Annotated in this window: 21 protein-coding genes, 1 tRNA gene and 1 pseudogene; 11 read left to right on the forward strand and 12 right to left on the reverse strand. The window is 44.4% G+C overall.

All coding sequences use genetic code 11. The features are described 5' to 3' along the window. Positions 1 to 247 precede the first annotated feature (247 nt). The 4 genes from OSC7112_RS00990 (at position 248) to OSC7112_RS01010 (ending at position 2,589) form a co-directional block, all read left to right on the forward strand. Entirely contained in the window at positions 248 to 541 is a 294-nt protein-coding gene (locus OSC7112_RS00990) for a hypothetical protein (protein WP_015174169.1), read from the forward strand. Between the two features lie 108 nt (positions 542 to 649). Then, the gene (locus OSC7112_RS00995; protein WP_041622844.1) at positions 650 to 1,078 is read left to right on the forward strand and encodes a heavy metal-responsive transcriptional regulator; all 429 of its coding nucleotides are present in this window, start codon (positions 650 to 652) and stop codon (positions 1,076 to 1,078) included. Positions 1,079 to 1,421: 343 nt separating this feature from the next. Beyond that, positions 1,422 to 2,210 (forward strand): Panacea domain-containing protein, encoded by a 789-nt coding sequence (locus OSC7112_RS01005; RefSeq protein WP_223300731.1) that lies wholly within the window; start codon positions 1,422 to 1,424, stop codon positions 2,208 to 2,210. After that, positions 2,185 to 2,589: a hypothetical protein gene (locus tag OSC7112_RS01010; RefSeq protein WP_015174172.1), complete on the forward strand. Its 405-nt coding sequence runs from the start codon at positions 2,185 to 2,187 to the stop codon at positions 2,587 to 2,589. The genes OSC7112_RS01005 and OSC7112_RS01010 overlap by 26 nt, the downstream gene beginning before the upstream one ends. Before the next feature lie 161 nt (positions 2,590 to 2,750). On the opposite strand, the gene OSC7112_RS01015 is transcribed toward OSC7112_RS01010, so the two are convergent. The 5 genes from OSC7112_RS01015 to OSC7112_RS01035 all read right to left on the reverse strand — a co-directional run bounded on the left by OSC7112_RS01015 (position 2,751) and on the right by OSC7112_RS01035 (position 9,432). Beyond that, complete coding sequence (locus OSC7112_RS01015) at positions 2,751 to 2,978, reverse strand: type II toxin-antitoxin system HicA family toxin (RefSeq protein ID WP_015174173.1); 228 nt, start codon at positions 2,976 to 2,978, stop codon at positions 2,751 to 2,753. Then, positions 2,971 to 3,183 carry a type II toxin-antitoxin system HicB family antitoxin gene (locus OSC7112_RS01020; protein ID WP_015174174.1) on the reverse strand — a complete coding sequence of 71 codons (213 nt, stop codon included), beginning with the start codon at positions 3,181 to 3,183 and terminating at the stop codon, positions 2,971 to 2,973. Before OSC7112_RS01020 ends, OSC7112_RS01015 begins: the two co-directional genes overlap by 8 nt. Positions 3,184 to 3,325: 142 nt before the next feature. Continuing rightward, entirely contained in the window at positions 3,326 to 4,834 is a 1,509-nt protein-coding gene (locus tag OSC7112_RS01025; RefSeq protein ID WP_015174175.1) for an acetate and sugar kinases/Hsc70/actin family protein, read from the reverse strand. Positions 4,835 to 4,838: 4 nt separating this feature from the next. Beyond that, a complete protein-coding gene (locus tag OSC7112_RS01030; protein WP_015174176.1) occupies positions 4,839 to 8,027 on the reverse strand; it encodes an SNF2-related protein in 3,189 nt (1,062 codons plus the stop codon). Positions 8,028 to 8,181: 154 nt separating this feature from the next. Continuing rightward, positions 8,182 to 9,432, reverse strand: coding sequence for a hypothetical protein (locus tag OSC7112_RS01035; protein WP_015174177.1), 1,251 nt, complete (start codon positions 9,430 to 9,432; stop codon positions 8,182 to 8,184). Positions 9,433 to 9,648: 216 nt separating this feature from the next. On the opposite strand from OSC7112_RS01035, the gene OSC7112_RS01040 reads away from it, so the two are divergent. From OSC7112_RS01040 to OSC7112_RS01050, 3 genes are all read left to right on the forward strand, one after another. After that, on the forward strand, positions 9,649 to 11,055 hold the full coding sequence (locus OSC7112_RS01040) for a helix-turn-helix domain-containing protein (protein WP_015174178.1): 1,407 nt from the start codon (positions 9,649 to 9,651) through the stop codon (positions 11,053 to 11,055). Beyond that, the gene (gene xth, locus OSC7112_RS01045) at positions 11,052 to 11,837 is read left to right on the forward strand and encodes an exodeoxyribonuclease III (RefSeq protein WP_015174179.1); all 786 of its coding nucleotides are present in this window, start codon (positions 11,052 to 11,054) and stop codon (positions 11,835 to 11,837) included. Before OSC7112_RS01040 ends, xth begins: the two co-directional genes overlap by 4 nt. 171 nt (positions 11,838 to 12,008) lie before the next feature. After that, positions 12,009 to 12,884: an SDR family oxidoreductase gene (locus OSC7112_RS01050; RefSeq protein ID WP_015174180.1), complete on the forward strand. Its 876-nt coding sequence runs from the start codon at positions 12,009 to 12,011 to the stop codon at positions 12,882 to 12,884. Between the two features lie 166 nt (positions 12,885 to 13,050). On the opposite strand, the gene OSC7112_RS01055 is transcribed toward OSC7112_RS01050, so the two are convergent. Together OSC7112_RS01055 and OSC7112_RS01060 are read right to left on the reverse strand one after the other, a co-directional pair. Further along, complete coding sequence (locus OSC7112_RS01055) at positions 13,051 to 14,172, reverse strand: EAL domain-containing protein (protein WP_015174181.1); 1,122 nt, start codon at positions 14,170 to 14,172, stop codon at positions 13,051 to 13,053. A 454-nt stretch (positions 14,173 to 14,626) separates the two neighbouring features. Then, positions 14,627 to 14,700 (reverse strand) — tRNA-Pro (locus OSC7112_RS01060). 88 nt (positions 14,701 to 14,788) lie between these two features. Between OSC7112_RS01060 and lipA the strand changes: the two are divergent. The 3 genes and pseudogenes from lipA to OSC7112_RS01075 all read left to right on the forward strand — a co-directional run. Then, positions 14,789 to 15,664: pseudogene (gene lipA / locus OSC7112_RS01065) on the forward strand (lipoyl synthase); the annotation flags it as partial. Between the two features lie 840 nt (positions 15,665 to 16,504). Beyond that, on the forward strand, positions 16,505 to 17,770 hold the full coding sequence (gene sigC / locus OSC7112_RS01070) for an RNA polymerase sigma factor SigC (protein WP_015174183.1): 1,266 nt from the start codon (positions 16,505 to 16,507) through the stop codon (positions 17,768 to 17,770). A gap of 268 nt (positions 17,771 to 18,038) precedes the next feature. Further along, positions 18,039 to 18,566, forward strand: coding sequence for a ferric uptake regulation protein (locus tag OSC7112_RS01075; protein ID WP_015174184.1), 528 nt, complete (start codon positions 18,039 to 18,041; stop codon positions 18,564 to 18,566). 177 nt (positions 18,567 to 18,743) lie between these two features. On the opposite strand, the gene OSC7112_RS01080 is transcribed toward OSC7112_RS01075, so the two are convergent. The 3 genes from OSC7112_RS01080 to OSC7112_RS37665 form a co-directional block, all read right to left on the reverse strand. Then, positions 18,744 to 19,082 (reverse strand): peptidoglycan-binding domain-containing protein, encoded by a 339-nt coding sequence (locus tag OSC7112_RS01080; protein WP_041622307.1) that lies wholly within the window; start codon positions 19,080 to 19,082, stop codon positions 18,744 to 18,746. Between the two features lie 52 nt (positions 19,083 to 19,134). Then, complete coding sequence (locus OSC7112_RS01085; RefSeq protein WP_041622308.1) at positions 19,135 to 20,328, reverse strand: peptidoglycan-binding domain-containing protein; 1,194 nt, start codon at positions 20,326 to 20,328, stop codon at positions 19,135 to 19,137. Between the two features lie 392 nt (positions 20,329 to 20,720). Next, positions 20,721 to 20,897, reverse strand: a complete 177-nt coding sequence (locus tag OSC7112_RS37665; RefSeq protein ID WP_015174186.1) for a hypothetical protein — start codon at positions 20,895 to 20,897, stop codon at positions 20,721 to 20,723. Between the two features lie 1,363 nt (positions 20,898 to 22,260). Between OSC7112_RS37665 and OSC7112_RS01090 the strand changes: the two genes are divergently transcribed. Next, positions 22,261 to 22,998 carry an SGNH/GDSL hydrolase family protein gene (locus tag OSC7112_RS01090; protein ID WP_015174187.1) on the forward strand — a complete coding sequence of 246 codons (738 nt, stop codon included), beginning with the start codon at positions 22,261 to 22,263 and terminating at the stop codon, positions 22,996 to 22,998. Between the two features lie 81 nt (positions 22,999 to 23,079). On the opposite strand, the gene OSC7112_RS01095 is transcribed toward OSC7112_RS01090, so the two are convergent. Both OSC7112_RS01095 and OSC7112_RS01100 read right to left on the reverse strand, forming a co-directional pair. Next, the gene (locus OSC7112_RS01095) at positions 23,080 to 23,694 is read right to left on the reverse strand and encodes a transposase (protein WP_015211734.1); all 615 of its coding nucleotides are present in this window, start codon (positions 23,692 to 23,694) and stop codon (positions 23,080 to 23,082) included. A 41-nt stretch (positions 23,695 to 23,735) separates the two neighbouring features. Continuing rightward, a complete protein-coding gene (locus OSC7112_RS01100) occupies positions 23,736 to 24,281 on the reverse strand; it encodes a helix-turn-helix domain-containing protein (RefSeq protein WP_015211735.1) in 546 nt (181 codons plus the stop codon). Positions 24,282 to 24,407 lie beyond the last annotated feature (126 nt).

The raw sequence follows: 24,407 nt of genomic DNA on the forward strand, positions 1-24,407 counted from the left end.
AAACAAGCCCAGCGACTTTTCTGCCTAGAGAGTTCTGTTCCCGAATGCAATAGCTGGCTTTTGGAGGTATATATGGGGTGGAATTTTGATTTGACAAGCTTGGCAATTTTGCCTCGCTCCCGTACAATTCCCCACAGGCGAGAAGATTAATTTAGGTGAAGCTAGTCTTTAAGCTAGAAATCCCGATCGTTCCGCCAACTCTAAGTTTTAGAGCTTGTAAATTAAATATAGAACAGAGTAAAACCAAATGAATGCTTCGTGGACGCGACTTTTGAGGTCAGCTTACCGTAGAGAGCCAATTACCAGCTTTGTTGTGACAGTGGGCGTTGTCGATGCAGCCATCGGCAGCATCGGTGCCAGTGGCTCTTTATTGGCTTTTGGGCTTGGCACCGCTGGGGTGGCGATGGCTCTCCGCTGGTGGCAATTTTACCGCTCTGGAGCCGAACAAACCGCACCTGCTCCCGAATACTATCTTCCTCCTCAGTCTTCTAGACCTCAGTTACCCGTGCTTAACGTGTCTAAAAAAAATCCTCCTTATTGAGATTACCGGGCAATGGTGACTGGGCGATGTGCCGATCGACTCCCTGGGGATCTGAGGCACTACAAGAGAGGGCAAGAAACTCTTTCGATCCAATTGGATGCTGAGTTTATGAATATTTCTGTTGCCGAGAAACTGTACAAAATTGGCTCTGTAGCTGCCTGTAGCGGTTTGTCGGTGAAAACTGTTCGCTACTACGAGGAGATGGGCTTGCTGTCTCCTGCGGTAAAGCGTTCGCCCGCTGGTTATCGCTTGTTTGGGGAAACGGTATTCAACAGGTTGGCGTTTATTAAACGTTCTCAGGCTTTGGGTTTGAGCCTTCATGAGATTAAGGATATTTTACAAGTTCGCGATCGGGGAGATTTGCCTTGCTCTGAAGCGAAGCAGCATCTAACGGCTAAGGTAGAGGAAATTTCTGTGCAAATTGCAGCCTTAGAAACTTTGAAGGGGGAGTTGCAAGGCATTCTCAACTGCTGGCAAGAGCAACCCTCGCAGGCGAGCATTACTCGCACGATTTGTCCGAACATTCAGCGGGATTGAGCAGCGGAAAGATACAAAAAAAGGGAAGGAATTATTGGTTTCCTTCCCTTGATGGTTTTGTTGGTGGTTTTGTCGATCGTTTTGTCGATCGTGTTGAGCTTTTAACTGTTTTCGGAGAGTTTGCTGTTGCTTTTTGAGTTGCCGAGCCCTGGCTGAGCCGCCTTTACCTTTGGAGTTTCTACCCTCGCTGCGAGGAGACTCCCAACTTTTTAGTCTCATGTTTTTAATTGTTTGCACTACTTCTATAATACACAGCCAGATTTTCACTGTCAAGTATTTTTTAGAGCGATGTTTAGTAGTATCAACTGTTGACTGGTGGGGATTTGTTACAGACATAGCGATTGTGCGCCCATTGCCTGCGGCTGGTTACGCCTACGCGCTTTTTGACAATTTGGGATGTAAGGGCGATCGCCTTTACGTCATTATTCCGCACTGTTTGCTACAATTATTTAAGTCAGCTTTAAGGACTGCCATGAATCAAGCTAATTCAATAACAAATGAATATCAAATAACTGTAAGTTCTCCTGAATATCAAATAACTGTAAGTTCTCCGGTATGGCAAAGAGTTGAGCAAATAGCCGGAGAATTTAACTTGTCAGTTTGTGAACTATTGGAACAGATAGGCGAAGGTCAACTGAAAGTTGTTGCGGTTCCAACTAATTCTGAAAAAATCAGCGATCGAGATATTGCAAATGCTTTCATTTGGTTAGCTTCGCAAAATAATGTAGCAATCAACGTCTACAAGCTACAAAAACTCTTGTATTACGCTCAAGCTTGGTATTTAGGAGTTTACGGCACGCCACTATTTGATGCAGATTTTCAAGCCTGGATTCACGGGCCAGTTATTCCTGATTTATTAGAAAAGTATCAATGCCAATTTAGTTGGGAACCAATTACAGAGAAAATCGAACAACCGAAACTTTCCCAAAAAATTGGGCAATTTATCGAAGAAGTTGGTGAGGCATATTTTGAGTATGATGATGAAACTTTGGAACGAATGATTTGCAGTGAAATGCCTTGGCTAGAAGCGAGAGGGGATATACCCAGAGACGAATCTTGTCATGCGATTATTTCTCAAGAATCGATGAAAAAATATTATTCTGCCCGTGTCAAAGAAGAAACCTCTGTCTAAAATTGTCCCTTCTCAACCAAAACCGCCGGAAAGTCTGGGATTTTCGTTCAAGTACCTGCAAACCCAGAATGAAAAATTTTCAATTCGCGATCGCGATCCGAATTATTTTACTGCTTTTCTGGAAAGATTGCGCGATTTATCGACATTAACAGCACAAGAGATCAAGATGAATCGCAGTCAATCTCTTCGCTGTCATCCGATTAAGTGGCGAGAAACCACAGAACCTAATGGGTTTGGCATCCCGAATGAAAAAGAATTGGTAACAATTCCTTATCAGTTTTCTCTTTCAACTAACGAACACGGTCGAGTGCATGGTTTTTTTATTGAGGATCTGTTTTATATTGTCTGGTTAGATCCGAACCACAATCTATATCAGTAGGCGCGTTCCCCAGACAAAACGGGCGATTCCCTACGGGATAGCTGCGCTTCACGCCCTTTGGGACAAGTTGGGATTTAAGGGCGATCGCTATTTCATTACGATCGCGATCGACCCCTACAAGCTACAAAAACTCATCTACTGGGAAACCCGGTTATTCTCACTTATAAATTAGCTATAAACTCATCAGGTGTGACCTTTGCTTGCTTTAGAACACCGCTGAGAGTACCAATTTTTAACTCGCGGTGGAGTGGCACAACGCAAACAATTTCTCCGTCTGGAAGAGGCTTTTTAAGGACAACGTGGCTACCCGTTTGTCTGGCTTGATAAAAGTCTAAACGCTCTAGTACGCGAATTACTTCTAGGCTTGATATTCTGGGCAACCTAGGCATAGCTAACCTCTATGCTAGTTACAAACCTGGGAGTGATTTCGTCGGGTAAAGGACACTCTTCGAGATAGAGCCTTGTAGCTTCTTTGAGATTAGCGAGCGCTTGTTCTATGGTTTCGCCTTGGTCAATTGTGCCGACTTCTGGACATTCGGCAATGTACATATCTTCTTCTTTGTAAATGATGACTGTGAAGCTTTTAGTTTTCATTATATTTTTGCTTTCAGCATCAGAGGTTGCTTAGTTTCTATTTCCTAGTTTATCTTGGATGTAATTTTTTTGCAAGTACAGGGGAAGAGGCGCGATCGCGCTTTTTGACAATTTGGGATGTAAGGGCGATCGCTCTTTTTAGTTACATAGATGAATGATCGTCTGGATACCTACCACTTTCAGGAGTAATTGGTTGATGTGGTGGCGGAGGTACAATTGGAAATTGCCTCGGAAAGCCTGTAACTTCAGATGCTTCGTAATCTGGAATTGACAAGCCATAGGCTATGGAAAAGCGATGGAAGTGACTGTGTTCAATACCACTCATGTCAAATTTGTCTGCTTCAGTCCCACCTTGACCCGGAAATGGAACATCCCTTAAATCATAGACAGGTATGCCTGCGTACTTATGATCGAAAGCAGTGTGTGTAGACTCAATAGTGTGTCGATAAAATTCAGATATTCCGCCACCACCGCCCAAAAAAACTCTTAAACTAGATGAAGACTTAAAATACTCTGGGTTTTTTTCCTTGCAAGTTACTACTACTTCAGCTACTTGCCTGTGGATTCGTCTTTGTCCTAGTAAAATCAAGTTAAGTATCATTTGCTTTTCAATTGAAGGCTGATTTCTCAAAGCTCTTTCAATGGATTCAGTTGTTACTTTTCCATTGAATCCAACATCAACACTGTTAGCTACATGATAAGGCTCATTCGGTGATTGCAGTCCAACTTGTTTGGATAAACTCTCAATGTTTTGCAAGATCAAATAACTATTATCAACCAGTTGTTTCTCAAGGTTAAATTCAGGGATGTCAGCAACTCTCATATTTACTTGTTTAGCTAAAGCATTCATACCTATTGGTTCTACTTCTCCCGTATAAAATTCAATTTTTGGCATCTTATTTTCACGGAAAAACCGGAAAGATGCACCCTCAATTGTGCCACTACCAACGTCAAATAAAATGTATATCCCTGGTTCTGCTTGCCGTGAAATAGTATAAGAATAAACAGCAGCCGCTATTTCTGCCCTAGCAAAGCAAGGAATATTAGAAGCATCATTCTTGAGCAGGGTTGCATAATCGTTCAGTTGATTAAATGTCAAGGATTCAGGGTGAGATTCACTAAGTAAGCAAGCCCAGGATAAAACTTGGCGGAACCTGTTAATAGCATTAGAGTCAAAGTATTTAACAGGAACGCCGATATTGATACTCCAGCTAATCTTTTGACCCTTGACTAAATCAGCATTATTTCTTATAACCCAAGTCATAGCCTTTAAAATAACACGGCTTAGATAATAAGCAGAGATATTTTCAAGATTTTCAGGTGTATTCAAATCACTGTTATGAAAATTTGGTAGAGAATCAAATGAATATCCCTCTCCTTCTTGGGCAAGGTCAATATTAGCTAACCGCATCTTTATAAAATCGACATCTATATGAGTCTGTGGTTGTGTTTTCCATTCAGACTCAGTTAAACCTGCTAATAACGATCCGTTGCTACATATACCGATCTTAGTGGGAAGTAGGGCTTCATCTAGGTTAGGGCTACCATTAGTAAAGGTGATTACCCAAGAGCGTTCCCGATCGGCATCCCGTACACAAACTTTTGTAAATTTTGTACCGAAGTCAATTCCCAAGTTTAAGTTGATAGCCATTAATTTATTCCTCCACAAAAATTAAGCCTGCACATAATGCTGGATTAGAAGTTGTAATCTTACGTTTCTGTTCGATTCTTTTCAGCGTCAGATTCAATTGTTGAGTATTTTTTCCGACCAACCCTGCTATTGCAGGAATCAAACCTGTTTTACCTTGACTATTCAAGTTTTCAATTCGTTGTTCATATTCTTGCCACTTGCGTTTAGCATAAGCTTTAGCACTACCTTCTTGCACATCACATTTGTCTTGATTTTCAGCTTCAAAAGCAACTTCATTCTCGGTAAAGGCTATTTGCAAATGTTCCTCACATTTTTCATAAGCACTCAAGACTCGATCGACATCAACTAGATTGATTGCATTAGGTTTTTCTTCTCCAGTAAATGCAGCCTTATTTACCAAGCTTTCTGGTTGATTTTCCGGTAAAATCAAGCCATCTGATAACCGCATTACTTGGTAAGCAAGACGAGTTTCTGTCCGTAATCCTTTCAACTTCCAAAGATGAATAAGATAGACATACACTCCTGAGCCTACATCTACATCTTGACTTTTCAATCGGGAAGCAGAGACAAGTTGAAATGTTTGCGCTCCTTCCTCATTTTGTGATTCAGGCTCATACTTATGCCGAATCCACTGGATTAAAGGATGGCTGGGAGCGAGCAGTTCATGATGTGGCTTACCCATAGTACCAGGAATCTTTGGATCGAAGAAACAAGCAACAGTTTGACTGTGCAAACGAGTCCCTTTCTCAACACGGCGCTGATTGCAAAACAGTTTCAAGTCAGGTTTAGCTTCATCAGATAGCTTGATGTCAAACAAACCCTCTTGCTTCGGATTAGGAGAAATTACTGTTCCCGGATATTGCAACCTAAAAAAATCATTGACAAAAGCTTTAATATCATCTGGATGTAGCCATCTTCTTTGGTCACGACCTTGATTAATCATACTGAGAATATAATCAGAGAAAGCCACTAGATTCATCGCTTCATTCTCTAGGTTTCTCTGCTCATTTATTTCTCTAGCGATCGCCCGAATGTTATCGTCGGCTCTTTTTTCTAGCTCCTTCTCGCTGAGATCGGAACTCAAGAGGTCAATAATTAACTGTTCTGTGCGTTCCCCCAGGATATCTTCTAAGTCTCCAATACTTTCCTCAAAAATTTTAATCCGTTCGTAAAGTTTTTCGAGAATGTACTCTTCAATTGTATCTTTGAAGCTAAAATTAACGATGCAAATAGTCGCTGATTTTTGACCAAGGCGATCCAATCTCCCTATTCGTTGTTCAACTCGCATTGGGTTCCAAGGTAAATCATAATTAATGATAAATCGGCAAAACTGCAAATCAATCCCTTCACTCCCCACCTCGGATGATAGCAATACAGAGCGAGTATTGTTATTTTTAAAATTCTCTAAAACTTCCTGCTTTTCTTCCCGTTTTATCCCCCCCATAATCAGACAGGTATTAATTCCATCATCTTCAAGACGCTTTTGCAGATATGTTAGAGTATCGCGAAAGAAGGCAAATAGAACAAACTTTTCCTCATTGTTAGCGCTAATTTCATTCCTGAAAAACTTGATTAATTCTTGATACTTGGTATCAGTTTTTTTTAAGTCTTCGATAAACTGCTCAAATTCTGCTTTCCCTTCGGGAAATGGACAGTCTATATTCTTAGATTTTGGATGGGAATAATTAAAAATTCGGTCCAGATTTAAGTCGTTCTCTTCTAACTCATCTCCAAAAATTTCGTATAGCAATTCTTCATCATCATCATCAGTAACTAAAAAATTATCCAGAACTCCCTTATTGTTCCATGCTGACAGTGCCGCTACCATACTGCTTGACATTTGTCGCTGACGCGCAATTAGTCTAAATACTGAAACCCCTTTTTGTCCCCTAGCTTGGAGGCGAATTTTATGCGTTATATAATCATAAACCTGCTTTTCTTGTGGGGTAAACTTCACACTTAAGGTTTGAGCTTTCCGTTGAACTCTGTTTTCCATCACTTCTCGCTTGCGGCTCCTAGTCATAAACTGACCAAAGAGTGAAGAATTTTCTAAGACTTCCCCTAATCTCACTTGCTTTTCAGGGGTGATAGTCTCAGCATCTAATTCAGTGCGTAACTGTTTAAGTCTTGAACTTTTACTGAAGTAATCAGATTTTAGGGCTTCATCAACTGCTTGGCGTGTACCCTCAAGGTCAGGAGAAGTTCGCCAAATTAGCCGCAGTGCATCAACTACAGGTTTATTTGCCTCTAGCATTTTTTCAAAAGTTGCTGAATCAAAAAAATCTTCAGGACTAATGAGTTTAAGTAATTGGTAAAGGTTGGTGCTGCGGATTTGAATGGGTGTAGCTGTGAGTAAAATTAAGTGTCCAGATGCCTCTCTCAACAATTGCCCAAGTTTGTGATTAGCTGTTCCTGGGTTACGAAGATAATGAGCTTCATCAATAATCACTAAGTCAAATAGGCTAAATTCCTCATTAGCTGGATGTGATTCTAGTAGCCGTGCTAGTTCTACTCGCGTGCCTTTGGCATCTTCACCCCAGTTTTTTACCCGTAACCCTTCTAGGCTACTTACATAGATAAATGAGTGGGGATTTCCTCTCTGTAGGAATGACTGGGTTGTTTCTAGCAACTTCTTAGCATCAACCACATCTGCATCCATATTGAAACGCTTTTCAATGTCGCTTACCCACTTGTCTCGCAACATGGCAGGGCAAACAATTAAAAGACGACGTGCTTCCTCTCGCGCCTGTAATTCTTTCCAGATATACATAGATTCTATTGTTTTACCTAATCCAACTTCATCTGCAATTAATAAACGCCCAACGGGTGAGTCAAGTAATTTTAAAACAGGTTTGAATTGATAAGCATAGAAGTCGGTATTACTCGACTCCATACTGTATAAAACATTAGTGAGTTCTCCCTTGATTTTTTGAAAGGTCAGAATGCGACGCAAATCATCAGGAGTTCCGAATCGTCCTGTTTCCATTAAATCTCTGATACTTTCTGGCTGTCCGCAGAGTTCTAATTGGTCATAGAGTTTGTAAGTATTTTCGTTAGGACCAAAATTAACTAAAACTAACAATCTGCCTGCGGATTCACTGGTTTTTCCAGTAGTGACACCCCGTTTGCCAGGGTTGTTTCGCATCCGCACTTCTTGGTCGGGAATATTTGGGTCCCATGTTGGTTCTGTCATCGTATACCTCGTGATTTTATAAGCTGTTGAGTGTGTTTTCGCAACGCTTTCGACTCTGCACTGTGAATCGGCTGATTTGCACCTAACTAATAGGAATCGATCGTCTAACTCTTCCGTGGTTTTTGAGATTAAGTAAGACCTTTTAACTTATTCACTATTTTGATTTATCACTGATAAAGGCAACACACCAGCCATCGTGCAAGGTGCTGGATTTAGTCTGATCTTCTTCCTTATCCAAAAAAATTAACCAATTATTTGTAATTTGCCCACCCCCCTTGTTGCTGGAGTCAAGCTGAATCGTAACCGCTACGGTAGTATCAGATGCTACCATATCTAGAATTTTGACGTTTCTAGGTGCAAAGAAAGATGATGCAAAATCTTGAGACTTACTACACCAGTAAGAAGTGCCACTATTTCCCTTGTTAACAATGTCATCTAAATATTGCTCCATAAACTTTGTAGCTGACTCTTTTACTGGATCGCTGGTTGGTGACGGCTGACTAGAGGAGGTAACGACCGTAGGTAATGGAGTTTGTTGAGCATTGGGTATTCCTTTAAAGCTGAGAGCTGCTAAGACAATAACTCCTCCTGCCAGCAAAATTTTTTGACTCTGTGGATTCTCCTGAAGATGATTTTTAGATATTTCTAATACTTCTTGAAACTTTTGCTGTTTCATTAACTGAATAACTTGAGTCAAAATTTTAGGTTTATTTGCAAATTGATCTGTTGATAATTTTTTTGAATCTGAACTAACCTCTGCCTTTAGCTCAAACTCTCGATTCCAAGCCGGAAAATCCTCACCCGCCTGCTGCCCGTAAACCTTCACAGAAGCGATCGCCCCCGCCTTCAAATTCGTCAACTCCCTGCGGACAATCCTGATAGAAGCCTCCTCATCAGGAACCCGATCGCCCTCCAGCATCACCTGTAAACAACCATCTTGCAAACTCGCCGTCGCCGTAATCCCCTTGTTTTGCAACGGCAGATTTAACAGACTGGCGATCGCCTCCACATCCCCAAGCTTAGCCCGTTCCTTCAAACTAAGCTGATTTGACTCCGTATTATCACTAGAAATTGCGCGCCCCTGTGTTACATCCGCAACAGGCAACTTTGGCCCCGCCACTTCAAACTCTTGACTCCACGCCGGCACCTTCGCGCCCGTCTGTCGCCCGTAAACCTTGACTTTCTCAATCGATGCAGCCCCCAAGCCAGCGATCGACTTACTCACCCACGCGGCCAAGACTTGCTGACTAGGCGCTTCTGTGGCTTCCAGCATCACCTGTAAACAACCATCCTTAAGAGAAGCTGCGGCGGTGATGCCCTTGGCTTGTAGCTGGCGGTTCAGCAGAAGCGCGATCGCCTTTGCATCTCCCTGTTTCGCGAGTTCCAAAATATTCGGTTGTGTCATAACAGGTCGATACAACTAGCGCTTAGCATAACCTTTTGTTGTCTTAAGTATAAATTCTTTCCTAAATACCAAAGCTTGTCAAGCCATATAAAGTCATATTTAGTAGTTTTTTCCATCCCAACTAGGTCATAAAAAGTCACATTTAGTTGGTTGCTACTGAAAAAGTCATATTTAGTTGGGTTACAATCAGGTCAACCCCTTGCATCTGCCTGACCGATGGACGTTGAAGAAGCCTTAGAATTTGTTGACCATCTAGCTTTGACTACTACGGGAAAAAATTTAGATAGTCTGCAAAAAGCTATACTACGTGGCGCTTGGGACAATCAAAAATATAAAGAAATTGCACAGCATCACAACCGTTCAGAGAAATATGTTAAAGAGGTTGGCTTTAAATTATGGAAACTTTTATCAGTTGCATTAGGCAAGGAACAAGTATCTAAAGCAAATTTTAGAGCCAAGCTGGAAAATTTACAAGCTTCTAATATTGTCTCACTCGTCGGGAATGGCTGCATCCATATTGGCAACATCTCCGCTGAAAAAGTGCACTCCCCAGAAGTCTCACAATCTGAACCGCAAGACAAGAATAAATTTAACGAAAAAACAAGCAATTCCGAACCGAAAGTACATTTAGATTTAGCCGACGCACCAGAACCCAACCTATTCTATAACCGCACATCCGAACTCACCACCCTCGAAAACTGGATTTCAAACCGCACCCGCCTCATCACCATCCTAGGCTTATCCGGTATTGGCAAAACCGCCCTTACACTCCAACTAATCCCACAAATTCAACACGAATTCGACTACATCATCTGGCGAAGTCTCCGCAACGCGCCACCCCTCGCATCACTCCAAACCGACTTAATTAAATTCTGTAGGGACGGTGCCCCCGTGCCCGCCCCCTATCCCGAAGAAAGGGCAACCACGGGGGGATTGCCCCTACTAGAATATTTACGATCGCACCGCTGTCTCATCATCCTCGATGATATCCAAACCATCTTCAGCAGCGGACAACTCGCAGGAAATTACCAACCTGGATATGAAAATTACGGCGCATTCTTCAAACAACTAACAGAATCATCCCACAACAGTTGCCTCATCCTCCTGAGTTGGGAAAAACCCAGAGAAATCGCCGCCTTAGAAGGCGAAAACCGCCCCTGCAAATCTCTCCAACTCAACGGTTTAGGCCCGGAAGCACAAGAAATATTCAGAGAAAAAGGATTAGGAGAACCGGAGAGATGGTCAGAACTAATCGACCTTTACCGAGGCAATCCCTTATGGTTAAATATAGTTGCCACATTGATTCAAGACTTATTCGGCGGTAGCGTTTCCGAATTCCTCTCCTATGATACCCTATTCTTAGGAGACTTAGAATCACTCCTGCACCAGCATTTCGATCGCCTAACCGCATCCGAACAACAGGCGATCGCATGGCTAGCCCATACCCCCGAACCAGCCGACATCTCAAAAATACCAGAAAACCTGCAACTATCACCGCCAGAACTCTTGAAAGTCATGCAATCTTTAGGACGGCGGTCATTAGTTGAAACAGTCAAACAAAACGGGCGATCGCACTTTACGATCGCGCCCGTAATCAGAGAGTATATAACCAACAAAAAATGAAAATCGCCACCTGGAACGTCAACTCAATCCGCACCCGCCTAGAACACGTTACTAGCTGGCTGCAAACCAACTCCCCAGACGTTCTTTGCCTCCAAGAAACCAAAGTTACAGACAAAGACTTCCCCCTAGAACCCTTCATCAACCTCGGCTACAACTGCTACATTTCCGGTCAAAAATCCTACAACGGCGTTGCCATTCTCAGCCGATCGCCCCTAACGCAAATCAGCAGCGGATTTGCCCCCATTCTCGGCGACGAAACCGCAGGTATTTTTGACGAACAAAAACGCCTAATAGCCGGGGTTATAGACGATATTTGCATTATTTGCGTATACGTTCCCAACGGTTCCGAAGTTGGCAGCGAGAAATATGAGTACAAGCTAAAGTGGCTCAAACTGCTGCAAGAATACCTCAAAATAGCACTAGATAAATCCCCCAACTTGTGCATTTGCGGCGACTTCAACATTGTCCCGGACGATCGAGATATTCACAATCCCAAAGCCAATGCTAACTCTGTCGGCTTGTCTGTCGCCGAGCGCCTCGCACTCACAGAAATAATAGAATTAGGATTAAACGACCCCTTTCGCAAATTCACATCAGAAGGCGGCCATTATAGCTGGTGGGATTACCGCGCCGCCGCATTTCCACGCAACAACGGCTGGAGAATCGACCACCATTATCTCAGCTTTCCCCTGTACGAACAAGCAAAAAACTGTACAATAGATATTGCTCCCAGAAAATTAATCAAACCCAGCGACCACGCCCCCGTAATTGTCGAAATTTGATTTATAAGTTATAAGGTTAATAACAATTGACATCTTGCCCCATTCTCAATAAGCCTTGGATGGGCGGGCAGGATGCCCACCCCACAAGAAAATTAACTCTTTGTGGTACAGGCATCTTACCTGTTCTTGAGAAAAGTGCAATATGTAAGTAACAACCAACAACTAAAAATCATGTTCTTAGTAACCGGAGCAACAGGCGCACTAGGCCGCCGAATTGTACGAGAAATCAGACAGCAAGAAAACCCTGTCCGCGCATTCGTTCGCCTCGCATCTCGCTACTCTGAACTAGAAAACCGAGGCGCCGAGATTTTTATCGGCGACTTAAAACAAGACAAAGATATTAAAAAAGCCTGCCAAGGAGTGCAATACATCATCAGCAGTCACGGCACCGGCGGCGACGTTCAAGCAGTACACTACCGCGCTAACATAGAATTGATAGACTGCGCCAAAGAAGCAGGAGTGCAGCACTTTGTCTTTGTTTCGGTACTGGGAGTCGATCGGGGATACGAAGATTCCGCAGTATTCAAAGCCAAGCGAGAAGTAGAAAAATACCTGCAAAACAGTGGCTTGAATTATACAATCTTGCGGCCTGCCGGTTTTGCTTCCAGCTTGTTACCCCTAGCAGAAAGATTTCGAGAAACCGGACTTTACCTGCTGATTGGCGACGGCAAAAACCGCACATCTGTTGTCAGTACCGACGACTTAGCAAAGATTGCCGCAGACTCGCCAACAGTCGAAGGCGCCCGCAACCAAATTCTGCGAGTCGGTGGCCCGGATGTGCTGACAAGGGACGACATTCCCCGCATTTTTGCACGCTTATTCAATCGCGAACCGATGGTAATCAACCCGCCGCTGGTTGTGTTTGACGGTTTGAGAAATGCGTTGGGTTTATTGAATCCTCAAGCTCAAAAAGACTTAGGAACTTTGCGGGTATTGCTGGGTAACGAGTATTTCTGCACTCCCGAAGAAGTGCAAAACTTGGAATCCATCTACGGCATGAGAATGGAATCCTTAGAAAGCTTTCTGCGGCGCAATTTGAGCGTTTAAAATGCTAGTAATTATCGTTACCAGGCTCTGCCTGGTAATGAATATCGGGAGGCAGAGCCTCCAAATCGTTATCTCATTTTAATGGAGGCAGAGCCTCCTGATATGCGTCTCCCGGCTCTGCAGGGAAACGAGCAAAATGTAGCCCCCCATCGCAACTGGAAATCCGTTAAGCAGAAATAGGTACTGGTTCAGCACCAATATAGCTCGTAACTGCGATCGGGGGAGAAGTCGGCTTAGCAATCAAATAACCTTGAACAAAAGTTGCTCCCCGTTTTCGTACCCACTCAAACTCCTCCAAAGTTTCCACACCTTCAGCAACAGTTTTAATTTCTAATTGATTGGCAATTTCTAACATCTTTTCCGTAATTAGTGCCTTATAATAATCTTGATGGACGTTGCGAATCAATTGCATATCCAACTTAATAAAATCTGGACGTAGTTGGTGCATCAAATTTAAATTAGAAGAACCGCTGCCAAAATCGTCCAGGGCAATTAAAAATCCAGCTTCTCGGTAAAACCTCAGAATCTTAATCAAGTGATTGATATCAGGGGGGTGCTGAGATTCGGCTACTTCAAAAACAATATTGCTGTGAGGAATTCCCGCTTCATCAATAGCCTGTACAGTCATTCGCAGGCAAGTAGCGGGATCGTAAACTGAAGTCGGAGAAAAATTAATAAAAAGTAATTCTTTGAGCTCGTACACATGGGCTTCCCGGATAGCGCGAGTCCGGGCTAAAGCATCTAGTTGAAAAATTATGCCTGCTGATTCTGCTTGGGCAAAAATCCTGCCCGGATAAATTAAGTTTCCTTGCTCGTCAATTCCTCGGAGCAGGGCTTCATGGGCAAAAATTTTAGAAGTATCAGAGGTATAGACAATGGGCTGAAAATGCGTAGTAATGCGTTCTTCGTACAATAAATCTAACAGCCAATCAGACTTGCTGAAATTAATAAAACTGTCTAAGGAAGTGCTGCGATAAAAATCGCTAAATTTAGGCGGTTCAACTTCGCGCATCCACAAAACTTTTGTCTCTTTCAATTCTTGAGTTGTCAGCACAGATGATGCTAGGGCACTAAAATTTTCTCTCGCTATCCCCTCAAGGATAACGTACAAACACTTGCTTTCTTCTAACAGCCGGAATTCAAGATCAGCCTGGGTTAGTGAAGAAATAACCTTTTTGAGCGTGTGCGATACTGGAAACCACAGGTATAGACCTCCGCTGCTCTCTAATTTTGCGGGTACTGTTTCGCAGCGAGAGCAGGAGCCGAAGGCTTTGCCACTTATTTGCATTGAAATATCTTCCGGTTTTTGGGTTAGTTTTAGACAAGCTAACAATTAACTTAATTATAACCTAATTTCGATCTTAATTCATCTATCTCAAGATGTAAACCTTGATGAACTTGTATTTAAGAATTATTGCAATTATTACAGTATTTATACTTGCCTCCGGTTTCAAACCTTGCTCAAAGTTCTCAGCATTGAGCAAGTACCTGCGATCGAACACAGTCCCAAATCATCACAGAGGGAGAAGGCAAAGACTTGTTCTCTACTCTTTACTATTGCTCTGATTGTTTACGTTTTCTTCTATAATTCCCTCTGCCAAAACAGTCGCTACAGTTAATTTTTTAGCAAAGGGGAATTAACAAGCCCGAGCCATTAATTTATCCCAACGAGAAATATACACAACCGGAGGAGCGCCCAAAACACACTCCCTTGCTGCGGAATATCCCATTTAATTTTATAATCGGGATGACAGGATTTGAACCTGCGACCCCCTCGTCCCGAACGAGGTGCGCTACCAAGCTGCGCTACATCCCGAATTTAGTCACTATTTGTTTAGGATATCACATTCAAGTCAAAATTGAGCAAGCTCGTATATAATTTGTAAAACACTACTCAGGCGGAGACAGACGTGACAGTTAAGCCCCAGTGGTTGCGAGTTAAAGCCCCCCAGTGGGAGCGCGTCGGCAACGTCAAAGAAATTTTGCGGGATTTATCCCTGAATACGGTTTGCGAGGAGGCGTCGTGTCCGAACATCGGAGAATGCTTCAACGCAGGTACTGCGACATTTTTGATTATGGGCCCGGCTTGTACCCGCGCCTGTCCTTACTGCGACATCGATTTTGAGAAAAAGCCCCAACCTTTAGATCCCACAGAACCCCAAAGATTGGCGCAAGCAGTGCAGCGGCTCAAACTCAACCACGTCGTGATTACCTCTGTCAACCGGGACGATTTGCCGGATGGGGGTGCGTCTCAGTTTGTCGAGTGCATTCAAGCAGTGCGATCGGCGATGCCCGATACAACTATAGAAGTTTTGATTCCCGACTTGTGCGGCAACTGGCAGGCTTTAGAAATCATTCTCGCAGCCGGGCCAGAGGTACTCAACCACAATACCGAAACCGTAAAGCGACTGTACCGCAAGGTGCGGCCGCAAGGAAAGTACGATCGCACCTTGGAACTATTGCAGCGAAGCCGCGAACTCGCACCTGGGGTTTACACCAAATCCGGCATCATGGTGGGACTCGGAGAAACAGACGCCGAAATTCGGGAGGCGATGCAGGACTTGCGGGCTGTCGGCTGCGATATTTTAACAGTTGGACAGTACCTGCAACCGACTCAAAAGCACTTGAACGTAGAAAACTTTGTGCCTCCAGAACAGTTTGATGCTTGGAGAAAGTTTGGCGAATCTTTGGGATTCTTGCAAGTTGTCGCTTCTCCCTTAACTCGCAGTTCCTATCACGCCGAACAGGTGAGGGAACTGATGAAACTTTACCCACGCTAGCAACTTTAATTTGAATTGACTCGCACCCTTGTGAGTAAGATAGGATTTAGCCACTCGCCCACAAAGAAACCGGGTTTTTTAACAGAGATTTAGGGCTTTCATCAACTTTTTTGGTTAAAAAACCCGGTTTCGACGCACCCATGCGTCCAGGACTTTAAGACCCGATAGAGTCAACAGCAACGAAAAACCTGCGCTTTCTGTGCAGACATGGTGCAAAAGACCCCGTTTCTGATGCTGGTGTTCTGGACGTGATGTTAACCGGGAAGCAGCAGCAAATAGCAAAACAATTATCGGTGGATCGCCCCCTCAAACTCATGACTTACGCAAAAGACATCGAGAAACCCGGTTTTTGCGTCAGCCGCTAATTCGGTACTGCGGACTCTAGCAACTCTGAAACCCATATTCTGTAATGAATTAAACTTCTGCGCTCACAGCAGCGTATTTAATCAAAAGCGCCAAGTTATATAAAGTTTTATTAAAAAAATGGCTAATTTTCCGAAGTGATCGGGAACCAGCTTATCGGTGATGAAGATTAACTTAACTTCTGACTAACGTCACTTGTTTCTAGCCAGTCACTATCTATACTAGCTACATAAACAAAGAAGTACAACACACTTTTCGGGCCTTCAACCTGTTACATCAGAAAGTTCTTAGCGTTTTCCAGAATCTTGGTAAAACAAGTGGGGCAGCAAAAGTTCGATCGAACAACAGCAGAAAAGTCAGGAAAGTTAGTAAAGAAACACAAAGCGGTGATGCTTGGTTTTTACAAAGTGGGCATCATAATTATAAATAACCGCTAAGCGTAGCATCTTTTCACCCGGAGCAACTGAGAAAATCACTATGCCAGCCACCTCTTTTTACGCTGAAGCTGAATTCGACGAACAACTGCGAGTCAATCCCTTGCAAGGTGATGTGTTGGATGAAGATGCTGAAGAAGCTGGAGACGAACTGCTCGACCAAGACCCAGCAGAGACAGAAGATGCAGACCCAGCAGCCAAATTGCAAAAAAATGCCAGCCGTCGCACTACAGATTTAGTGCGCCTGTACCTCCAAGAGATAGGTCGGGTTCGTCTCTTGGGTAGAGACGAAGAAGTCTCGGAAGCTCAAAAAGTTCAGCGCTATATCAAATTGCTGGAATTACGCAACACCGTCGCATCCCAGGAAGAAGGGCTAATTGCGCGCTTCGTCCATTTAATTGAAGTGCGCGATCGGTTAGCCGCACAGTTGGGACATAAACCTTCCCTGGAACGCTGGGCATTAACCGCTGGTGTCGGTGACGTGCCAGAACTCAAGCGAATTATGTCCGAAGGCAAGCGCCAGTGGGCCGAGTTAGCCGAGATGACGGTCGAGACGATCGAAAGAATTCAAGCTGAAGGCGTCGAAGCTAAAGACCACATGATTAAGGCGAACCTGCGCCTGGTGGTTTCGGTGGCGAAAAAATATCAAAATCGCGGTTTAGAATTGCTCGATTTAATACAAGAAGGGACTCTCGGACTGGAGCGAGCTGTAGAAAAGTTTGACCCGACGCGGGGCTATCGGTTTAGCACCTATGCCTACTGGTGGATTCGGCAGGGAATTACGCGGGCGATCGCCACTCAAAGCCGCACCATTCGCCTCCCCGTCCACATCACCGAAAAACTTAACAAAATCAAAAAAGCCCAGCGCAAAATTTCTCAAGAAAAAGGTCGGACAGCTACGATCGAAGACATCGCTGTCGAGTTGGACATGACCGCACCCCAAGTCCGAGAAGTTTTGCTGCGAGTCCCCCGTTCTGTTTCTTTGGAAACTAAAGTGGGCAACGAAAAAGATACAGAGTTGGGCGACTTGCTCGAAACCGACAGCATCTCCCCAGAAGAAATGCTGATGCGAGAAGCTCTGCACCGCGACTTGCAGCAACTGCTGGCAGATTTGACCAGCCGCGAGCGAGATGTAATTCTGATGCGCTTTGGTTTGGGTGACGGACACCCCTATTCGCTGGCAGAAATCGGTCGCGCCCTCGACTTGTCGCGCGAGCGAGTTCGCCAAATTGAAGCCAAAGCTTTGCAAAAACTCCGCCAACCGAAGCGTCGCAACCGCGTCCGCGACTATCTGGAGTCTCTGACTTAAATTTGGCAGGTCAGTCAGCGCGATTAATCAGGGAGCAAGGCATTGGGCACTTGTGCAGAAGGCATGAGGCATTCGGCAGAAGTAACAATAATTTACTTCTAAACAACTTCTCTGTCCTCTGCAGCAAGCCATAAAGCTTGTTAAAAGTCAAAAAATATCAAAAACCAAATTTTTTCCTCAATCTTTTTTCAATAAGCTGCGATATTTGCAAAATATCTCGATCGTTGTGTATTATTGTCAATAGGCAGACTTTCTTGAGAGGGTCACTATGGCACTTTATACCGCGTCCTCATTCAAATCCGAACTCAATGACAAAGGCTGGCGGATGACTCCCCAACGGGAAACCATCTTGCACGTGTTTCAGAACCTCCCCAAAGGCAATCACCTGAGTGCGGAGGATTTGTACACTTTGTTAAAAAATCGCGGAGAAAACATTAGCTTGTCCACCATTTACCGAACTTTAAAGTTAATGGCAAGGATGAGCCTCCTCCGCGAGCTCGAACTAGCAGAAGGTCACAAACACTATGAAATAAACCAGCCTTACCCGCATCACCACCACCACCTAGTCTGCGTTCAGTGCAACAGAACGATCGAATTTAACAACGATTCGATTTTGAAAATTGGCATGAAGCAAGCTGAAAAGTCTGGGTTGCACCTGCTAGACTGCCAGCTAACCATTCATACGGTGTGCCACGAAGCTTTGCGGATGGGATGGCCGTCTTTGGTTTCCAGCAATTGGTCTTGTCCGAGGTCGATCGCCCAGAACGGCAGCAGCGCCCCGGATGCAATCGAGTGACATTACACTATTTTCGCATTTCAAGTACGGCTTGTTACAAGTTTTAACAAAAATCGGTAGCCCAAGTGCGATCGCAGTTAGGCAGAAACCGGGTTTCTTAAGAAAAATACATCATTTCAGGAATGAGTCGGAAACGAGAAACCCGATTTCTTTGATGTAGCATCCGCAAACCCGGGGCTAAAAAGTTTGGCTCAACAAATCGTCTCTGCTGACCCCGTAACTGCGCTGAGCTCGATCGAGGGCGTCTCTCGTCGGAGTATCAAAAACTCCGCCGATGGGGCCTGTGTAAAAGCCGAGGTCTTGCAGCCGCCTTTGTAATTGCTGAATGCTCGATCGAGAGTTGAAACTGCTGCTAATTGGAACAGCAGGAACAGCAGGAACAGCAGGAACAGCTAATCCGTTTTGGAGCGCAGCCAAAGTCGCCGGAGTGGCAATACCGGTCGCCGGTGACAAATTGCGTTCCTGCTGAAACGACAGCACCGCAAACTCGGTTTCGGCTCCAAATACTCCGTTCACCGGGCCGGGGTTTTTGCCCAGACTTCTGAGGGCAGACTGAAGATGTCGGACACTACTGCCCAGTATCGCCCCGTCGCAGACCAGCGGCAATTTGCGGCACAGGCGCTGCTGCTTGCCTGTTGCCTTGCCGCAAAGCCGATCGAGTGCTGCGATCGACTCTTCCAGTCCCGAACAGCCCGCTATCTCTTTGAAAGCGGATCAAAGCTGCTTGAGTTGGTCGATCGAACCAACCGTGAATCTGGCTCCTGTAATAACCCAATTGTTGCAGCCGCCGCTGCACAAATTCTACTTGTCGGCCTGTGTCGCCCAACTCCAGAAAATCTTCGGCATTACTCTGTTGGTCATCTTCCTCAGTCCACGAGGTAATTTCAGCTTGCCTCATCTGGGCATCGATAGCAGTCAAAGTAGCAGTATCAGCGCAGCCGTCAGAAACCAGATTGTAATCTTGCTGAAAACGAGTCACAGCGTAGAGAGTGCGTTCGCGAAACTTGCCGTCAACGCCACCTTCAAAATAGCCCAAAGCTTTTAATTGCCGCTGGATCAAGTCTACCGTCGCCCCTCTGTCCCCGAACCGCAGCCCCTTGCAACCGCCATTTCCCGAAATATCCCCCGGAAGGGTAACGGGGGGAACCGGCCGGGTCGAACCAAACAGCAAAGCTAAAGTTTGCCTATCGGCAACTCCAGTTACCCGCAGTCGATTAATTCGCTGGAAGTATCTAACCGCATTTTGAGTAACTTCGCGAAAACTACCTGTGGGATGCGCGCTGAAGTAGCCTAGCTGCTTCAACCTGCGCTGGAGAGCAGAAACATCTGCACCCTCGTCTCCAAAACCAAGTTCGCGATAATTGGTATAAATAGTTTTAAAAGGTCGATTGTCATCCCCGGCAAAACTGTTGAGTGCGATCACAGTAGCTCGATCGGGCCTGCCAGTCAGCGACAGTTGATAGTCTCGCTGAAAGTTAGTCAGCGCTTGTTTAGTAACCGGGCCGAGTTGACCTGTCGAAGATCTGGGAAAATAGCCGAGTTCCCGCAACCTGTCTTGAACAGAGCGCACATTGGGATAAACCGGATCTATTTGAGCCAAAGCCGCACCTGCTGCACTCAAAACCGACAGCATCAAAGCCAGAGACAGCAAACGGACGTAAGTCTGACTCGATAGATTTTGCCTCTTGGGATCATCAACAATTTTCGACTCTGCGGGTGCTTCGCAAACAAGAGCCAGTTCGAGGTAAGCAAGAGATTCCATAATTTTTTAGTGTGAAATTGTGGGTGGGTTGTGTGAGCAAAGCCAAAAATCATTTTTGGCACGCTTGGCTTGGATTCTATCAACGCTAAGTTCTACCTGGAAAGCGCGAAGCACCCGTTTTTTTAAAAAAATTACAGTCAAAAATAATTACAGGTAACAGCCAAGATAGCATTGCTGCTTCTAGAGACGCGAGACTCAGCAAAAAAGTTGGCAGGCACATTTTAGCCTTTGAGGCTGAAAGATTATAGGTTTTTGGGATTATTGGTTAATATTTTATCTCGCTGTCGCTAAAAATACCACTTATTGCGCCCGCCATTAAAAATCCCCGCCTTTGCTCGTTGCAAATAGGTCGGGGATTGTGTGTTCTGCTGATTCAAAAATGGGTTCTTCCTTTAAATTAAGCCAAACCGATCGCAAATTAAAGCTACTCCCGCTGCAAAAACCGTAATTCCCAAGGCTACCAGAGGATTTTGCCCTCTGCTGACGGCAAAAGAAGTGACCACCCCAGCTCCCAAAGCCGCAGTCACAGCAGCACTCGCCAAATCTCGATCGGGACGTTTGTCGTACATATTTTTTATGGTTGGTAGCTGTGAAGCTAAAAACTTAGATGTTGCGATCCAAGCTACCACTCTTGCCTCTGCTGCGGTGACAAAAACCTACGCTTTGCAAGTAAGCTTAAAATTTTGCTAAGTTTCTTAACATACTCTCATGAAGCACATAATTTAAACTTATAGCCTTTCTCAGAAAGATGAGGTACTCCGCGGGCATGGGGCATGGGGCATCGGGCAAACAGGGCATGGGGCATCGGCAAAAGAGGGCATACCTCACTTTTTTGAGAACCGCTGTATGTTATTCATGAGTTTTTCTTTTGAGTTTTACCTGTTGAAACCTTTTGTCTGCTGAGCTTTTATGTGAAATTGAGGAGTTGGCTGGGGCGATAGCAACCACAATGTCAGCGTCTCAGACGGCAATCTCAACTAGCGAATGAATGCAATCTTGTCTAGTAAAATCAGGAGGACTAAATTTTAATGGCACTGCTCAAGCGAACTTAAAAAAAGCTGTAAGGCAAGATATACATAGATCGTTGCCTTACAAACCAAAATATCTCTCTAAGTGTATGCCAAATCCTGCTTCCATTCTCTTTCCAACAATTTTTACTCTTCATCGCCTTGACAAAAGGGCAGTCTGCTTGATGCCAATTTATTACCTAATGCTAACATCACAGTTGTTTTGTTCGTCTCCAGAGAGCATGGATCGCAAAGATTGAGCGCTAGCTTACGGCACAAACTCCATTGGCATTGAGGAGTGCGACATTATTAAAGAGAGAGGGATTTTTATGGTGTGAGCCACAAGAAATTACTCAACAAGCATTATCGCTCATATTTCTAACTTTCCCGGCCATTATATTTAAAAAAAAAATCAAATAATTACTGCCTCATTTTAGTAGTTCATGGCTGTCAATCCAATCAAGACCCTTACCCGACAGCGTACAATTTGCCTTGAGAAAGTTTGAAAATATATGGATAGCCGACGGGTCAACATTTAGTTATGATATTAAAGACCAGATAATTAAGATAGGTGCTGGCACAAAAAAGACACCTTCTTACTACTCATATCTTCCACGCCAGTCAATCAGCCTCAAAAAACTAGGTTTTTGGTGATTCGATCGAGGAAAGAGCGAGGGTTGTAGAACTTTATTGAGAATGGTGCAAGATCTCAGTAGTACGAAGCTGACGGTTGCCTCCTGCCTGCCGACGGGGTGACAAGCAACTTGAAAGCTTACCTCTACAAGGGTTTAAGCCGATTAATCTCAAACGAGATGGAGGACTGCGATCGCTTAATTCGCGATCGGATAAACTGATGATAATTGTGACTTACGTTAGGGTAGCATATTGATCGATCGGTTCTGTTAGTTTCCTTGCTAATACCTGTATGAAAAAACTGCTCGCGACCATTTCAGTGCTATTGAATGTCATTGTCTTAACAGGGATTTTAGGATGGGCAATAAAGACGGGGTATTTAGGTAGAATCCTCGTCATGTTTAATGAAACTTATATCGAATTACCCACAGACACCCTCAGTGATAACCCTTGGTGGGAGGATGAAGTTAAGTATCAACTCGAACTGACTAAACAAACTAAAATTGATACTTGCTTTTTTGGCGATTCTATTACCTATGGGCTGGGCAATACCATGGGTAACGATACTTTTAATTTTGCCTTACCCGGTATGTCAACAATTTCTCAGCTTGCACAGCTAAAACAATTAACTGCTGCTCAAGTTAAATGTAATAAAGCCATTATTGCCCTCGGTACTAATGATGCGATTTATCGAGCGACGGATGCAGAATTTATTAACAATATGAAGCAAATCATCAGCATTATTAGAACAAAAATGAACGCCCAAAAAGTGCTGTTAATCCCTTCATTTTACTCAACGGTTGCAGCCAGCCACGATCTCACACTAGCGGGTCCTTTGGAAAGAGTGGAAAAAATTAGAGCATTCACTCGTCAAGTGGCAGCGACCGAGAAAGTTTTGATAGTAGAAAAAGAAATTCAGCCCCTTTATCAAGGGACAGTCTTAAAAGAAAATGTCACAAAAGATGGCGTCCATCTTAACTCGGAAGGTAGAATAATTTATCGAGGAGCCTTATTAAAAATACTGCGGTGACAACCAACTTGAAAGCCTGGTCAGACAAAAGAAACCCTTGATACTGCTAGTAGACGTAGGCGGGAGTTAACCTACCATTGATTATTTCTTCAATGCTTTGCCCGAATAAGTCCATTTGAAGGGTTTAGCCATTGTGCAATTGAAGTAATCGATGAATTCAAGGAGACGGGTTTTGAGTTGAGCTTTACTAAGGAAATTGGCTCGCCTGAGTAACTTACGAACCAAAATACTGAACCAAATCTCAATCTGATTGAGCCAAGAACAATGCTTGGGGGTGAAGTGAAACACGATTTTATGAGTGGGGTCACGCAAGAAATCGGATCGAGTTGGCATCGATTTAAGAATACCCGATACCCCTTTCACCCCGAGAGGAACCTCCAGCCCTTCAAATTTTGCCACAAACCGAACCAAGGATTCCGATTGATGAGTGTTCAAACAATCCATCACCAGATGCCATTTGACAGCATCAGGGTCACTAGCCATCAGGTGTTCGACGTGGCTCAGATAGTCCAACTCAGTTCGGGTATCGCCAATGGTCGCAGCGACCACCTGACCTTGAGCAACATCAAAACTCGCGATTAATGTTTGGGTGCCGTGGCGAATATACTCAAATTCTCGCCGCTCCCGTTTGCCGGGACGCATCCCACGGTCGGCAGACTTGCGCTCGATGGCTTGAATTCCTGTCATCTCATCCATCGAAATCGTCCGCTCTCCCCGCTCGGCACGCTCTATTGCACTCAGGTAGACCTCACAGATGTCTTTGATTTTTTCATCAAACTGTGGGTCGGGGGGGGATTCAACCAGTATTGTGACTGGTGCGGTTTTAAATCGGCTTCTGCCATCAATCTCCCAACATGACGAGGGGAGATGCTGGTGACTATGCCTTGTTTGACCGCTTCATCTGCTAGCTCTCGTGCACTCCAATGACTCAGCGGTCGCCCAGATATTTCCGGTTTCTCACAAGCGAGCGCAAATAATTGAAGAATCTGTTCTAAGCTGAAGGTCATTGGACCTCCGAGTCTCTCGGCATCGGCTAATCGCTGCACCACTTCCAGATTTTTGACACTCAACTCTAACCAACGATGCCGCCACAACGAAGCCATCTCTCGACTGATGTTGAGGGCACGAGCGATTTCTCGATGATTGTATCCTTCGTCTGCTAACAGAATAATCCTGGCTCTTAAGGCAATTTGCTGGGGAGTCCGATGACGGTTGACAATCTGCCACAGTTGCTCTCGTTCTGGCTCTGCCAATTGCAATGGCTTTGGGGCTAGTCTGGGCATCGATCTGTTCTACCTTCTACATCTACATATAAATGGTAGCTCTATTCACGCCCAAGTGTACTAGGTTATAAGCTTACGTTATCAGCAAAAGTACGGGAGAGCCGATAATCCTATCCAGCTAAAGAT

Source organism: Oscillatoria nigro-viridis PCC 7112 (assembly GCF_000317475.1).
GTDB classification, from domain to species: Bacteria; Cyanobacteriota; Cyanobacteriia; order Cyanobacteriales; family Microcoleaceae; genus Microcoleus; species Microcoleus nigroviridis.

Excerpts from the sequence above, each read along its gene's own strand:
- OSC7112_RS00990 (WP_015174169.1), top strand. The coding sequence starts at position 248 with ATGAATGCTTCGTGGACGCGACTTTTGAGGTCAGCTTACCGTAGAGAG.
- OSC7112_RS00995 (WP_041622844.1), top strand. The coding sequence starts at position 650 with ATGAATATTTCTGTTGCCGAGAAACTGTACAAAATTGGCTCTGTAGCT.
- OSC7112_RS01015 (WP_015174173.1), bottom strand. The coding sequence starts at position 2,978 with ATGCCTAGGTTGCCCAGAATATCAAGCCTAGAAGTAATTCGCGTACTA.
- OSC7112_RS01020 (WP_015174174.1), bottom strand. The coding sequence starts at position 3,183 with ATGAAAACTAAAAGCTTCACAGTCATCATTTACAAAGAAGAAGATATG.
- OSC7112_RS01025 (WP_015174175.1), bottom strand. The coding sequence starts at position 4,834 with ATGGCTATCAACTTAAACTTGGGAATTGACTTCGGTACAAAATTTACA.
- OSC7112_RS01030 (WP_015174176.1), bottom strand. The coding sequence starts at position 8,027 with ATGACAGAACCAACATGGGACCCAAATATTCCCGACCAAGAAGTGCGG.
- OSC7112_RS01035 (WP_015174177.1), bottom strand. The coding sequence starts at position 9,432 with ATGACACAACCGAATATTTTGGAACTCGCGAAACAGGGAGATGCAAAG.
- OSC7112_RS01040 (WP_015174178.1), top strand. The coding sequence starts at position 9,649 with ATGGACGTTGAAGAAGCCTTAGAATTTGTTGACCATCTAGCTTTGACT.
- xth (WP_015174179.1), top strand. The coding sequence starts at position 11,052 with ATGAAAATCGCCACCTGGAACGTCAACTCAATCCGCACCCGCCTAGAA.
- OSC7112_RS01050 (WP_015174180.1), top strand. The coding sequence starts at position 12,009 with ATGTTCTTAGTAACCGGAGCAACAGGCGCACTAGGCCGCCGAATTGTA.
- OSC7112_RS01055 (WP_015174181.1), bottom strand. The coding sequence starts at position 14,172 with ATGCAAATAAGTGGCAAAGCCTTCGGCTCCTGCTCTCGCTGCGAAACA.
- sigC (WP_015174183.1), top strand. The coding sequence starts at position 16,505 with ATGCCAGCCACCTCTTTTTACGCTGAAGCTGAATTCGACGAACAACTG.
- OSC7112_RS01075 (WP_015174184.1), top strand. The coding sequence starts at position 18,039 with ATGGCACTTTATACCGCGTCCTCATTCAAATCCGAACTCAATGACAAA.
- OSC7112_RS01085 (WP_041622308.1), bottom strand. The coding sequence starts at position 20,328 with ATGGAATCTCTTGCTTACCTCGAACTGGCTCTTGTTTGCGAAGCACCC.
- OSC7112_RS37665 (WP_015174186.1), bottom strand. The coding sequence starts at position 20,897 with ATGTACGACAAACGTCCCGATCGAGATTTGGCGAGTGCTGCTGTGACT.
- OSC7112_RS01090 (WP_015174187.1), top strand. The coding sequence starts at position 22,261 with ATGAAAAAACTGCTCGCGACCATTTCAGTGCTATTGAATGTCATTGTC.
- OSC7112_RS01095 (WP_015211734.1), bottom strand. The coding sequence starts at position 23,694 with ATGGATGAGATGACAGGAATTCAAGCCATCGAGCGCAAGTCTGCCGAC.
- OSC7112_RS01100 (WP_015211735.1), bottom strand. The coding sequence starts at position 24,281 with ATGCCCAGACTAGCCCCAAAGCCATTGCAATTGGCAGAGCCAGAACGA.